Origin of the sequence: Inquilinus ginsengisoli (assembly GCF_050434925.1) — a bacterium.
In the GTDB taxonomy this organism is placed as follows: Bacteria; Pseudomonadota; Alphaproteobacteria; order DSM-16000; family Inquilinaceae; genus Inquilinus; species Inquilinus ginsengisoli_B.
On the sequence record NZ_JBNDJK010000001.1, the window covers coordinates 2,069,139 to 2,081,689 of the forward strand.

At 69.6% G+C, this 12,551-nt stretch carries 14 protein-coding genes; 7 read left to right on the forward strand and 7 right to left on the reverse strand.

Annotated features, from left to right (window positions below; all coding sequences use genetic code 11):
* Positions 1-2: 2 nt before the first annotated feature.
* Positions 3-476, forward strand: a complete 474-nt coding sequence (locus QFZ27_RS09850; RefSeq protein WP_429226092.1) for a YHS domain-containing (seleno)protein — start codon at positions 3-5, stop codon at positions 474-476.
* 375 nt (positions 477-851) lie between these two features.
* On the opposite strand, the gene QFZ27_RS09855 is transcribed toward QFZ27_RS09850, so the two are convergent.
* Genes QFZ27_RS09855 through QFZ27_RS09870 form a run of 4 tightly spaced genes read right to left on the reverse strand, consistent with a single transcriptional unit; the run spans position 852 to position 5,659 of the window.
* On the reverse strand, positions 852-2,738 hold the full coding sequence (locus QFZ27_RS09855) for a bifunctional sugar phosphate isomerase/epimerase/4-hydroxyphenylpyruvate dioxygenase family protein (RefSeq protein WP_429226093.1): 1,887 nt from the start codon (positions 2,736-2,738) through the stop codon (positions 852-854).
* A 22-nt stretch (positions 2,739-2,760) separates the two neighbouring features.
* Positions 2,761-3,771, reverse strand: coding sequence for a TRAP transporter substrate-binding protein (locus QFZ27_RS09860; RefSeq protein WP_429226094.1), 1,011 nt, complete (start codon positions 3,769-3,771; stop codon positions 2,761-2,763).
* Positions 3,772-3,820: 49 nt separating this feature from the next.
* Positions 3,821-5,101, reverse strand: coding sequence for a TRAP transporter large permease subunit (locus tag QFZ27_RS09865; RefSeq protein ID WP_429226095.1), 1,281 nt, complete (start codon positions 5,099-5,101; stop codon positions 3,821-3,823).
* 3 nt (positions 5,102-5,104) lie between these two features.
* On the reverse strand, positions 5,105-5,659 hold the full coding sequence (locus QFZ27_RS09870; RefSeq protein WP_429226096.1) for a TRAP transporter small permease: 555 nt from the start codon (positions 5,657-5,659) through the stop codon (positions 5,105-5,107).
* 210 nt (positions 5,660-5,869) lie between these two features.
* On the opposite strand from QFZ27_RS09870, the gene QFZ27_RS09875 reads away from it, so the two are divergent.
* Positions 5,870-6,604 (forward strand): TetR/AcrR family transcriptional regulator, encoded by a 735-nt coding sequence (locus QFZ27_RS09875; RefSeq protein WP_429226097.1) that lies wholly within the window; start codon positions 5,870-5,872, stop codon positions 6,602-6,604.
* On the opposite strand, the gene QFZ27_RS09880 is transcribed toward QFZ27_RS09875, so the two are convergent.
* Complete coding sequence (locus QFZ27_RS09880) at positions 6,549-7,412, reverse strand: shikimate dehydrogenase (protein ID WP_429226099.1); 864 nt, start codon at positions 7,410-7,412, stop codon at positions 6,549-6,551. The genes QFZ27_RS09875 and QFZ27_RS09880 overlap by 56 nt on opposite strands.
* A 186-nt stretch (positions 7,413-7,598) precedes the next feature.
* Here QFZ27_RS09880 and QFZ27_RS09885 point away from each other — a divergent pair, with 186 nt between their 5' ends.
* Together QFZ27_RS09885 and QFZ27_RS09890 are read left to right on the forward strand one after the other, a co-directional pair.
* Positions 7,599-7,775, forward strand: a complete 177-nt coding sequence (locus QFZ27_RS09885) for a hypothetical protein (protein WP_429226100.1) — start codon at positions 7,599-7,601, stop codon at positions 7,773-7,775.
* A gap of 58 nt (positions 7,776-7,833) precedes the next feature.
* On the forward strand, positions 7,834-8,571 hold the full coding sequence (locus tag QFZ27_RS09890; RefSeq protein ID WP_429226101.1) for a TerC family protein: 738 nt from the start codon (positions 7,834-7,836) through the stop codon (positions 8,569-8,571).
* Positions 8,572-8,603: 32 nt separating this feature from the next.
* On the opposite strand, the gene QFZ27_RS09895 is transcribed toward QFZ27_RS09890, so the two are convergent.
* Together QFZ27_RS09895 and QFZ27_RS09900 are read right to left on the reverse strand one after the other, a co-directional pair.
* Positions 8,604-10,043: a sensor histidine kinase gene (locus QFZ27_RS09895; protein ID WP_429226102.1), complete on the reverse strand. Its 1,440-nt coding sequence runs from the start codon at positions 10,041-10,043 to the stop codon at positions 8,604-8,606.
* On the reverse strand, positions 10,040-10,759 hold the full coding sequence (locus QFZ27_RS09900; protein ID WP_429226104.1) for a response regulator: 720 nt from the start codon (positions 10,757-10,759) through the stop codon (positions 10,040-10,042). Before QFZ27_RS09900 ends, QFZ27_RS09895 begins: the two co-directional genes overlap by 4 nt.
* Before the next feature lie 181 nt (positions 10,760-10,940).
* Between QFZ27_RS09900 and QFZ27_RS09905 the strand changes: the two genes are divergently transcribed.
* From QFZ27_RS09905 to QFZ27_RS09915, 3 genes are all read left to right on the forward strand, one after another.
* Positions 10,941-11,606 carry an adenylate/guanylate cyclase domain-containing protein gene (locus tag QFZ27_RS09905; RefSeq protein ID WP_429226105.1) on the forward strand — a complete coding sequence of 222 codons (666 nt, stop codon included), beginning with the start codon at positions 10,941-10,943 and terminating at the stop codon, positions 11,604-11,606.
* A 138-nt stretch (positions 11,607-11,744) separates the two neighbouring features.
* Positions 11,745-12,089, forward strand: coding sequence for a hypothetical protein (locus QFZ27_RS09910; protein ID WP_429226106.1), 345 nt, complete (start codon positions 11,745-11,747; stop codon positions 12,087-12,089).
* 29 nt (positions 12,090-12,118) lie between these two features.
* Positions 12,119-12,490, forward strand: coding sequence for a c-type cytochrome (locus QFZ27_RS09915; RefSeq protein ID WP_429226107.1), 372 nt, complete (start codon positions 12,119-12,121; stop codon positions 12,488-12,490).
* Positions 12,491-12,551 lie beyond the last annotated feature (61 nt).

A 12,551-nucleotide genomic window follows, 5' to 3' on the forward strand; every position in this document is an offset into this window, starting at 1 on the left:
TTATGTTCCGACGCACTTTGCTGGCGCTGGCCGCGCTGGCCTGCATCGTCCCCCTGTCCGGCCACGCACAGGAGGCCCAAAAACCCGTCAACACGCTGGGGGCGCCGGCCGACCATGTCGCGATCCGCGGCTACGACCCTGTCGCCTATTTCCGTGAAGGCGGTCCGCGCCAGGGCAAGCCCGAATTCGCGGCGCAGCACGCCGGCGCCACCTGGTGGTTCGCCAGCGCCGAGGACAAGGCGCTGTTCGAGGCCGATCCGGAGAAGTACATGCCGGCCTTCGGTGGCTTCTGCGCCTATGGCACGTCGCGCGGCTATCTGGTGAAGATCGAGCCCGAGGCCTGGTCGATCGTCGACGGGCGGCTGTACCTGAACTACGACCTCGGCGTCCGCGACACCTGGGCGAAGGATCCCAAGGGCTATATCGCCAAGGCCAACGCGAACTGGCCCAAGCTCGACAAGAGCGACATCAAGTAGTGCCGCCTTGAGGGCAGATCATCTCAGGTCATTGCGCCGAAACAACGTTGCCTCTCCCGCTTGCGGGACCTTTTCTGATTGCTGAAGCCGGGGGCGGCCTATCCCCCTTATCCTCCCCCTTCCCTTGCGGGAGGGGGTAGGGGGAGGGGTTTGGCACAGCCAATGGAATTGGTGTTGAGCGTCACCGCAGGCCCCGCAGAAATCCTGGTAATTCCACGCCGGCTCCCGTCCCGCGAGGGGAGGGGGAGAGTGGAAGGCATGGGGCAGGTTCAGGTGATCGAATTCTGAAAAGGTCTCGCTTGCGGAAGAGGCAATGCGAGGACGGCCGTTGTTCCTGCGGATCGTGCTGGATCGATCCAACCTCAACATCATGCCTCAAATCCGCGGCATGGTGACGTCCGGCGCCAGGCGCGTCTGGGCCGCCAGGCGGATCGGGGCGTTGGCGGCGCCGAAGCCGGCATAGAACCGGCGCTGCACGATCTCGAAGAAGAAGCGATCGGCGAAGCTGGTGGTGTAGAGCTGGAAGAACTCGCCGCCGCCGCCGTCGCGGTCATACAGGATGCCGGCCTCGCGCAGCCGGTCCAGCAGATCCGGCTCCAGCCCGAAGCGGGCCTCGACGTCGTCGTAATAATTGGCCGGGATCGGCAGGAACTCGACTCCGGCCTGCCGCATCCGGGCCGCGGCGGCGAAGATGTCGTCCGTCTCCAGCGCGATATGCTGGATGCCGGAGCCGAAGAACTCCGACAGGAACCGGGCCGACAAAGTGCGGTGACTCTGGGATGCGTTCAGCACGATGCGCAGCGTGCCCTCGGCGTTCTGCACCACCTGGCTGCGCACCAGCCCGGCGGGGTCCGGGATCTCCAGCTCCGGCGTCTTCGCCAGATCGAAGATCGCGCCGTAGAACAGCAGCCAGGACAGCATCTCGTCATACTGCATCGACTGCGACAGGTGGTCGATCCGCGCCAGCCCGGCCTCCGGCGCCGGGTCCTCGACCGGGACGAAGTCGACCTCGCGCCATCGCGCCAGATCGCTGCCGGAATCGACGAGATAGATCAGGCTGCCGCCGACGCCGCGGATCGCCGGGATCTCCAGCTCGCCCGGCTCGATCTCCTGACGGAACCCGGTCGCCAGCAAGGCGCCGGCCCGCGCCGTCGCCGCCCGGGCGTCGTCGACCTTGAGGCAGATCGCGCAGGCCGCCGGCCCGTGCATGATGTAGGCGGCATGGGCGTAACCTTCCTTCTCGCGGTTGACGAGAAGGGCGATGCCGCCCTGCGCCCACAGGGTCACGTCCTTCGACCGGTGCCGGCCGCGCCGGGCGAAGCCGAGGCCGGCGAACAGCGCCTCCAGCTCGATCGCGCCGGCTTCGTCGACCGCGAACTCGACGAACTCGACGCCGAGGCAGCGGGCGCGCTCCGGCAGCAGCGGCCCGGCCCGCTCGGCGGCGGGCTTGCGCCGCTCCAGCGTGTCGGCCAGCTGCAGCAGCGACCGCCGTCCGTCGATCGCGACCGACCGCGCCGATCCGGCCCGGAAATGATCGTTGAAGATCTCCAGCGAATAGACGCCGTCATAGCCGGTCGCGGCCACCGCCTCGGTGAAGGCAGTCACCGGCAGGTCGCCCTGGCCCGGCAGGTTGCGGAAATGCCGACTCCAGGACAGCAGGTCCATCTCCAGACGCGGCGCGTCGGCCAGCTGGACCAGGAAGATCCTGTCGGCCGGGATGGCGCGGATGCTGTCCGGGTCGATGCCGCGCGACAGGGTGTGGAAGCTGTCCAGGATCAGCCCGATGGCCGGATGGTCGGCGCGGCGCACGATCTCCCAGGCGTCGCGGTGGTCGTTGACGTGGCGGCCCCAGGCCAGCGCCTCGAAGCCGACCTTCAGCCCGCGCTTCGCCGCCCGCTCGCCCAGCTCATGGAAATCGGCGGCGGCGCGGTCGATGCCGCCCAGCGCCGCCGGCGAGATGTTGGAGCAGACCAGCAGCAGCTCGGCGCCCAGCTCGGCCATCAGGTCGAATTTCCGCTCGGCGCGATCGAACACGCGCGTACGCTGCGGCTCCGGCATGCCCTCGAAGTCGCGGAAGGGCTGGAAGGTGGTGACCACCAGCCCGGCGTCGCGCACCATCCGCCCGACCTCGCGCGGCGCCGCGTCGAAGGACAGGAAGTCGTTCTCGAAGATCTCGACGCCGTCGAAGCCGGCGGCAGCGATCGCCTCCAGCTTGTCGCGCAGGTCGCCGCTCAGGGACACGGTGGCGATCGACGTCTTCATCGGAACGACCTCCCGGCACTGATCACTTCTTCCGCAGCTTGTCCAGCTCGGCCTGCAGCAGCGCGATGGTGTCGGCGCCGATCTTGGGGCGGAACTCCTCGACCACCGGCGCGGTGGCGGCGCGCAGCTTGGCCACCTCGTCGGGCGGCAGCTCGGTGACCTCCATGCCGTTGGCGCGGATCTCGTCCAGCGCCTTGGCGTCGGCCTCGCGCGACACCTGGCGCTGATAGTCCCGCGCCTCGGTGGCGGCCGACTGCAGCACCGCCCGCTCCTCGTCGTTCAGCTTGTCCCAGAAGGTCTTGCTGACCAGGACGATCTGCGGGTTGTACTGGTGCCGGGTCAGGGTCAGGTACTTCTGCACCTCGTAGAACTTGGCGTTGAGGATGTTGGCCGACGGGTTCTCCTGGCCGTCGACGGTGCCGGTGTCCAGCGCGCCGTACAGCTCGGGATAGGGCATCGGCACGGCGTTGGCGCCGAGCGCGTTGAACACAGCGATCGGGATCGGCGACTGGATGGTGCGGATCTTCAGCCCCTTGATGTCGTCGACCTTCGCCACCGGGTGGCGGTTGTTGGTCAGGTTGCGGAACCCGAGCTCCCAATAGGCCAGGCCGACCAGCCCCTTCTCGGGCAGCAGTTTCAGCAGGTGGTCGCCGAACGGCCCGTCCATCACCGCGTCGGCCTCCTGCGGCGTGTCGAACAGGAAGGGCAGGTCGACCGCGCCGAAGGCCGGGGCGTTGCCGGTCAGGATGCCGGCATTCATCACGGTCATCTCGACGATGCCGCCCTGCAGGCCGGACAGGGTCTGTACGTCGCCGCCCAGCGTGCCGCCCGGGAACAGCTGCACCGTGATCTTGCCGCCGCTCTTCTCGGCGACGATGGCGGTGAACTTCTCCATGCCCATGACCTGGGGATGGCCCTTGCTGTTCGCCGCCGCGAACTTGATGTGCTGCTCGCGGATCTCGGCCTGTGCCGCGGGGGCCAGCAGCAGCGCCGCCGCCAGCGCGGCGATCAGGCCGGTCAGGGTCCTGGACATGGTCATCCTCCCAAGGATTGTTCGACTTCGTTGGTGTCGGCCGACGCGGTCATCGGGCCAGCCATTTGGCCGGAACCATCACCAGCTCCGGGAACAGGATCAGCAGGGCCAGCACCGCCAGCTCGGCCAGGAGGAAGGGCCAGACGCCCTTCATCAGGTCCTCCATGGACAGCTTCGACACGCCGCAGACGACGTTCAGCACGGTGCCGACCGGCGGGGTGATCAGGCCGATCGAATTGTTGATGATGAACAGCACGCCGAAATAGACCGGGTCGATGCCCGCCTGCTTGATCACCGGCATCAGCACCGGCGTCAGGATCAGGATGGTCGGGGTCATGTCCATGGCGGTGCCCACGGCAATGACCAGCAGCATGATCACCGCCATCAGCAGGATCGGGCTGTCCATGAATGGGTCCAGCATGGCGGCCAGCTGGCCCGGCAGGTCGGCGACCGTGATCAACCAGGCGGAGACGCCGGCGGCGGCCACCAGGAACATCACCACGGCGGTGGTCTTGGCGGCCGAGACGAACACGTCGAACAGCTGCCCGGGCCCCAGCTCGCGATAGACCACCATGGCGACGAACAGGGAATAGACCGCGGCGACGACGCCGGCCTCGGTCGGGGTGAACACGCCGAATTTCAGCCCGACGACGATGATCACCGGCAGCAGCATCGCCCACAGGCTGTCGATCAGGGCGCGCAGGCGCTCGGCCCCGCTGCGGCGCGGCGGCAGGTCGATCTGCTCGCGCCGGGCCACCAGCAGCCAGGCGACGCAGAGGGCCAGGGCGATCATCAGGCCGGGCGCGATGCCGGCCAGGAACAGCTTGGTGATCGAGACGCCGCCGACCACGCCGAACAGCACGAAGCCGATGCTGGGCGGGATGATCGGCCCGATGATGGAGGCCGAGGCGATCAGCCCGCCGGACCGGGCGGCGCCATGGCCCGATTTCAGCATCATCGGCAGCAGCAGGGCGCTCAGCGCCGCGGCGTCGGCCAGGGCCGAACCGGACAGGCTGGACAGCAGGCAGGCGGCCAGGATGACGACGAAGCCGAGCCCGCCGCGGATATGGCCGACCAGCGCCATGGCGAGGTCGACGATGCGGCGCGACAGGCCGCCCGTGTTCATCACCTCGCCGGCCAGCATGAAGAACGGCACGGCCATCAGCGGGAAGCTGTCGGCGCCGTTGATCACGTTCTGGGCGACGATCTGGGAATCGAACAAGCCGAGATGGATCATCAGCGCGACGCCGCTGAGGATCAGAGCGAAGGCGATCGGCATGCCGATCGCCATGGTGCCGAGCAGCGACGACAGGAAGACCGCGACGACCACGGCTCAGCGCTTCCTGGCAGTTCGGGGGGCCGCGGGCGCGTCGAGGCCGGCGAGCTCCTCGGAGTCGCGGACCAGGATCAGCTCCTCCGGCCCGGCCCGGCCGAGCAGCAGGCGGGCGAGATCGGCCAGGATGATGATCGCGGCCGGCACGGCGAAGGCGATGCCGGCGCCATACATCAGCGCCATCGGATAGCCCACGGCCGGCGAGGCGACGTCCAGATTGATCACGGCCTGCTCGACGCTGCCCTTCAGCAGCAGCCAGATCGCCAGCAGCGCCAGCGCGCCGGACAAAGCGAGGCAGGCCTTGGCCGCCGGCCGGGGCAGGCGGCGCAGCAGCGTGTCGACGCCGATATGGCCGCGCTCGCGCAGCGCCACCACGGCGCCGAGGAAGATCAGCCAGACGAAGAACAGCCGCGACAGCTCCTCCGACGCGGTCAGCCCCTGGTTGAAGGCGTAGCGCAGCACGACGTTGCCGAAGACCAGCACCACCATGCCGGCGAGCAGCAGAGCCATCAGCAGCTTCAGCAGCGCGAAATAGCTCTCGACGGCAAGACGCATCGGGCTCTCCCTGTGGTGGCCGCCGGCCGCGGCTTCGCCGGTTCCGAATTCTTCTTCCTCAGAAATGTACGAACTGGTACGTATAGTCAAGTCTTCGACGCGGTCCGGCAACAATCGGATGGAAAACCGCTTGTTCGCGGTCGCGAAGTTCCGGAGAAGTAGACCGTCCGCCGATCGGTGGCGGCGTCGGTGCGGGGAGCGGGCCAGGAGATGGCGGGCAGGACGAAGTCGGGCGCGGCGGAGCGGAAGACCGCCCGCAAGAACGATCCCGAGCGCACCAGGCAGGATATCCTCGAGGTCGCGACCGAGGAGTTCGCGACCCATGGGCTGAGCGGCGCGCGCGTCGATGCGATCGCGGAGCGCACCCGCACCTCCAAGCGCATGATCTACTATTATTTCGGCGGCAAGGAGGGGCTGTACCACGCGGTGCTGGAGAAGGCCTATGCCGACATCCGCACCGCCGAGGCCGAGCTGCATCTGGAGGATCTGCCGCCCGAGGAGGCGATGCGGCGGCTGGCCGAATTCACCTTCGACTATGACGAGGCGCATCCCGACTTCATCCGCCTGGTCAGCATCGAGAACATCCACCGGGCCGAGCATCTGGCCCACACCGCCTCGATCCGCAGCACCAATCTCGGCATCGTCCAGACCATCGCCGCGATCCTGGAGCGCGGGCAGGCGGCGGGCGTGTTCCGGGCCGGGATCGACCCGGTCGACCTGCACATGCTGATCAGCGCCTTCTGCTTCTTCCGCGTCTCCAACCGCCACACCTTCGGCACCATCTTCCGCCGCGACCTGTCGGAGCCGGGCTTGCGCGAGACGCACCGGCGGATGATCGGCGACGCCGTCATCAGCCTGCTGCAGGGCGGGGCGGCGGTCGCGCCCGCTGCTACCCCGGCCCGAGCGAGGCGAAGTGCCGGGTCATCCGGTCGGAATCCGGCGTGATGCCGGTGAACAGCCGGAACGCCTCGACCGCCTGGAACACCGCCATGCCGCCGCCGTCGAGGGTGCGGCAGCCGCGGGCGCGGGCGATGCGCAGCAGCTCGGTCTCGAGTGGGAAGTAGACGATCTCGGCCACCCAGTGCCGCGGCGCCAGCAACTCGGCCGGCAAGGGCAGGCCGGGATGGTTCGCCATCCCGGTCGGGGTGGCGTGGATCAGCCCGTCCGCCGCTTCCATGGCGGCGGGAAGGTCGGTGCCGGCCACCGCGCGCCCGGCCCCGAACCGGGCGGACAGGCCGGCGGCCGTGGCCTCGGCCCGGCCCTGGTCGACATCGAAGATCGCCAGCGAGCCGACCCCGAGGGTGAGGGCGGCATGCGCCACCGCCGCCCCCGCGCCGCCAGCGCCGAGCTGGATCGCGCGGTCCTTGCGCACATCCGGCAGGCCGCGCCGGAAACTCTCGGCGAAGCCCCACCAGTCGGTGTTGTGGCCGGTGCGCCGGCCGTCCTCGAACACCACGGTGTTGACGGCACCCAGCGCCCGCGCGTCGTCGGACAGCGCGTGCAGCAGCGGGATCACCGCCTGCTTGCAGGGATGGGTGACGTTGAGCCCGGCGAAGCCGCGCCGCTCCGCCGCCGCGACCAGCTCGGGCAGCGCCTCGACCCCACGGCCGAGCGCTTCGAGATCGATCAGCTCGTACTCATAGCGCAGCCCCTGCTCCGCGCCTTCGCGCATATGCATCGCCGGCGTCCGCGACGCCTGGATGCCGGCGCCGATCAGGCCGACGCGAAGGGTGGTGGGGCGGATATGGGTCATGGACAGCTGTGCCGGTGCATCTTTCAGCGAAAATGTACTAACTGGTACGTTCATGTCAATCGCCGCGAAAGGAGCTCAAGACGACGGATCGGGGGCTGCGCTATGCTGCCCATCTTGAATTGTCGCGGCTGAACGGCCAGTTGGACGACGGCGCCGACGCATGTCGGGGCTCTTGACGAGGGGGCAATGCCATCCACTGACCTGACGCGCCGGTCGACGATCCCGATCGCCGACGACGAGCCGGCCAGTGCTGTGCCGCGACAGCGGCTGCTGAAGCACGAGGGTTTTTCCCGGCTGCTGCCGCTCGAACTCGCCCGGCACGCCTTGGCGCGGCCGGAAACCGAGCGGCCGCTGTTCGAGTGAGACGGCACGCCCCGGCGCCGCCGGATCCTCCATCCCCCACCACTCCGAGGGACCTCTCGTGGACTTCTCCTGGATCTCCGACCCGACCGCCCTGATCGCCCTGGCGACCCTCGTCGTCATGGAGGTCGTGCTCGGCATCGACAACCTGATCTTCATCTCGATCCTGACCAACAAGCTGCCCGAAAGCCAGCGCAGCAAGGCGCGCCGGATCGGCATCGGGCTGGCGCTGTTCCTGCGCCTGGCCCTGCTGGGCACGGTCTCGATCATCGTCCAGCTCACCGAGCCGGTGTTCGAGGTCCTCGGCCATCCCTTCTCCTGGCGCGACCTGATCCTGATCGGCGGCGGCCTGTTCCTGGTGTGGAAGGCGACGAAGGAGATCCACCACAGCGTCGACCCGGTCCCGGCCGACGACGTCTTCGGCAGCGCCAAGGCGACGCTGGGCTTCGGCGCGGCGATCGGGCAGATCCTGCTGCTCGACCTGGTGTTCTCGCTCGACAGCATCATCACCGCGGTCGGCATGACCGATCATGTGGCGATCATGGTGATCGCGGTGATCTTTGCCGTGGCGGTGATGCTGGCAGCCGCCGATCCGCTGTCGCGCTTCATCCACGCCAACCCGACCGTGGTGATGCTGGCGCTCGGCTTCCTGATGATGATCGGCATGACGCTGATCGCGGAAGGCTTCGGCGCACATGTGCCGAAGGGCTACATCTACGCCGCGATGGCGTTCTCGGCCCTGGTCGAGGGGCTGAACATGCTGTCCCGCCGGGCCGCGAGCCGCAAAGCCAAGCACTGATCGTGGCGTGGGATGGGGCCGTCCAGGCGGCCCTATCCCACCCGCGGCAGGCTGATGGTGGCGCGCAGGCCCCTGGGCTGGTTGGCCAGGGCGATGTCGCCGCCATGATGGCGCACGATGGTGCGGGCGATCGACAGGCCGAGGCCGACGCCGCCGGTCTCCGGGTTGCGCGAGTTCTCGATCCGGAAGAACGGGGCGAAGACCTGCTCGGCGGCGCCGTCCGGGATCCCCGGCCCGTCATCCTCGATCACGATCTCGACGCCGTCGCCGCTCCGCGCCACACGGACACGAGCCCGCTCGCCGTAGCGGACCGCGTTCTCGACCAGGTTGCGGACGGCGCGGCGCAGCGCGTCGGGCCGGCAGCGATAGCTGATCTTCGGCCCTTCGATGAAGGTGACGTCCCGGCCAAGCTCGGCCAGGTCGTCGCACAGGCTCTCGACCAGCGCCGGCAGGTCGACGGCGCGGGTGCCCTCGGCCGTCGCCTCCTCGCGGGCGAAGGCCAACGTGGCCTCGGTCATCTTCTGGACCTCGGCGATGGTCGCCAGCATCTTCTCCCGCTCCTCCGCATCGGCGACGAACTCGGCGCGCAGGCGCAGGGTGGTCAGCGGCGTGCGAAGGTCGTGGCCGATCGCCGCCAGCATGCGGGTGCGATCCTCGACGAAGCGCTGCAGCCGCTCCTGCATCCGGTTGAAGGCCTCGGCGGTGTTGCGGATATCGTCCGGCCCGGCCTCCGGCAGCGGCGCCACGGATTCGCCCCGGCCCAGCGCCTCGGCGGCGACGGCCAGGCGCCGCATCGGCCGGGCGATGCCGCGGGCGACGATGATGCCGAACACCGACAGCATGACCGCGGTGACCGCGACCGACACCACCGCCTGGTTGGTCCAGAACGAATTGCCGGTCGGTTTGGCATAGGCGCTGTTCAGCCAGCCGCCGCCGTCCAGCTGGGCCGACAGGCCCATGCCATAGGCCTCGTCGAGATACAGGAACTTGGCCGGGCGCGACAGCGGCCAGGCATGGGCCGGCACGTCCGTCCAGGGCGTGGTGACGGCCGCCGTGGCCGTGCCGATCCCTAGGATCTGCGCCGACTCCTGCCGGGCCCCGGGCTTGTCCTTGTCCTGCTTCGGGGCCTTCGGCCCCCAGGGCGTCAGGCTGGGCAGCGGCTTCGCCAGCTGGGTCCAGGCCTCGCGCCGCCAGGCGGTGGAGTCGCCCGGGCCGTCGGGCGACACCCAGAAGCGGCTGTAGGAGGTGCCGCTGGCGCTCAGGATGTCGTCCTGCAGCGCCGGCGGCGTCGCCTCCAGCAGCCGGGCCAGCGACGCGGTGCGGCTGAAGAACTCGCTCTTGGCGGCGGCCTTCAGCGCCTGGCCGCGCTCGTCCCAGGAGATCAGGAAGCCGATGCCCTGCGACAGGGCCAGGGCCAGCAGCATCAGTCCGATGAACTGGGCCGCCAGGCTGTGCGTCCACCACCGCCTCATGCCGGCTCGACCTCCGCCACGAAGCTGTAGCCGCCGCCCCAATGGGTCTTGATCAGGGCCGGCACCTTGGGATCGGCCTCGATCTTCTTGCGCAGGCGGCTGACCTGGTTGTCGATGCTGCGGTCGAAGCTGTCGGCGGCGCGGCCGACGGTCAGGTCCAGCAGCTGGTCGCGGCTGAGCACGAGGCCGGCATGGTCGAGGAAGGCGTTCAGCAGCCGGAACTCGGCGGTGCTGAGCGCGACCGCCACGCCGTCCTCTCCGACCAGCTCGCGCCGGCCGACATCCAGCAGCCAGCGGTCGAAGCGCAGCGCCTTGGCCTTCAGCCGGCCGCGCTGCGGCGGCAGGCTGTGCACCCGGCGCAGCACCGCCTTGATCCGGGCCAGCAGCTCGCGCGGGTTGAACGGCTTGGTCAGGTAGTCGTCGGCGCCGATCTCCAGCCCGATGATGCGGTCGGTGTCCTCCGCCATCGCGGTCAGGAGGATCACCGGCACCTCGCCGGTGCCGCGCAGATAGCGGCACAGCGACAGCCCGTCCTCGCCCGGCATCATGACGTCGAGCACGATCAGGTCGGGCGCGCTGCGCTCCAGCATGCGGCGCAGCGCCGCCGCGCTTTCGGCGACGCTGACCCTGTAGCCGTGCTGGGACAGGTATTTGCCGACGAGGTCGCGGATGTCGCGATGGTCGTCGACGACGGCGATGTGCGGTATGGATTCCATGGTGCGCTCCACGGTCGAACATACCGAAAACGGCGCAGGACCCCGCGCAGGAAATTGTATCAGATTGTCTCGAATCGCGGGTTTGAGACACTCCGTGACTCAAAACCCGGTCCGGCGACAGATCCCTGCGACAGTTGCCCGCCATAGTGCCTCCATCAGCGTAACAGAGATGGTCGCAGCCATGTGGGCAATCGGACAGAACAGCCATGACAGGCCCGGGCGCCTGCCGGCGCTGCGCCCGGCCGGCCGCGTGTCGGATCGGGTCGAAGCACCGCGCTCCGCCTTCGCCGCGGTGCTGTTCGCCGACATCGTCGGCTTCACCCGGCTGTGCCGGACGCTGGAGCCGGCGGGCACCTTCGCCCTCTTGTCCGGCTTCCACCAGCGCATGGCGGTGGCGGTGGCGGAGCATGGCGCGGTGATCGGCGACCCGATCGGCGACGGCATCATGGCGGTGTGGTGCGGGCCTGCCCCTGCCGCAGCCCGCGCGGCCCTGCGCTGCGGCTTCGCCATGCTGGAGGCGATCGACGACTGGAACCAGGCGCAGCGCGACGGCCTGCCCCTTCGGATCGGGGTCGGCCTGCATGCCGGCGCGGTGATGATCGGCCGGGTCGGCGCCGCCGGGCACGACAAGCTCGGCGCCTTCGGCGACACGGTGAACGTCGCCCATCGGCTGGAGCGGATGACCCGGACCCGGCACAGCGACATCATCGTCTCGGAGGAGCTGTTCCGGGCGGTGGCCGACCATGCCCCGTCGGAGCGCCGGCTGGCCCGTTTTCCCGTCGTCTACAGCGCCGAGATCCCCGGCCGGGCGGAGGGCCTGGCGATCCGCGCCGCCGCCCTGGCCTGAGCCGGCCTCCGGGAAAATCGTATCAAACTGTGCGGCCCGTCCCGGCCGCGACATTCCGCGACAAACCCGCCGGCCCAGCGGCACAGTTCTGCGACAAGCGGCCGGCATGGTGTGTGCATCAGCGAAAGGGATAACCCCATGCATGACGCGACACAGATCCGGCCCGCCGCGGCGGGCGCCGCCCTCGCCGCCGGCCCGGCGATCGACCCCGAGTGGATCGAGCCCGGCTGGAGCCCGCCGGTCGACCGGCTCGTCCTCAGCTGGAACGAGGTCGCGGCCGGCTGGCTGGCCGCCTGCGGGCTGATGGCCGTCCTCGGCGTCGCCGCGATCATCGGCCACGAGCCGATGGGCGATCCCGTGTACCGCTCGGTCGGGATGCCCGGGTCCGGCCCGGCCGCCGGGACCGAGCTCTGCCAGGCCGTGACCCCGGACCAGACCGCCAACCCCTTCATCCTCGCGCCGCGGCCGCAGGGCCACGCCTGATCCCCGACAGAACGGAGAGCTGTTTCGTGATGACGTTGGCCCGTCCGGCCATGTTGCTGGCCTTCGCGGCGCTGCTCGGCGCCCCCTTGCCCGCCGCTGCGCAGGATGCCGCGGCGGGGGAGCGCGCCTTCCGCACCCGCTGCGCCACCTGCCACAGCCTCGAGCCCGGGCAGAACCGGGCCGGCCCCAGCCTGGCCGGCGTGATCGGCCGCAAGGCCGGCAGCGTCGAGGGCGCCCGCTATTCCCAGGGCCTGCGCGACTCCGGCATCACCTGGGACGCCCAGTCGCTCGACGGCTTCCTGGCCGATCCGCGCAAGGCGGTGCCCGGCACCAGCATGACGGTGCGCCTCGCCGACGCCGCGCAGCGTGCGGCCATCATCGCCTACCTGTCCGGCCGCTGAGCCGGCCCGGGAATTTGTATCAAACCGTGTCAGCGGGCCGTTTCGAGACGGCTCGCGACAA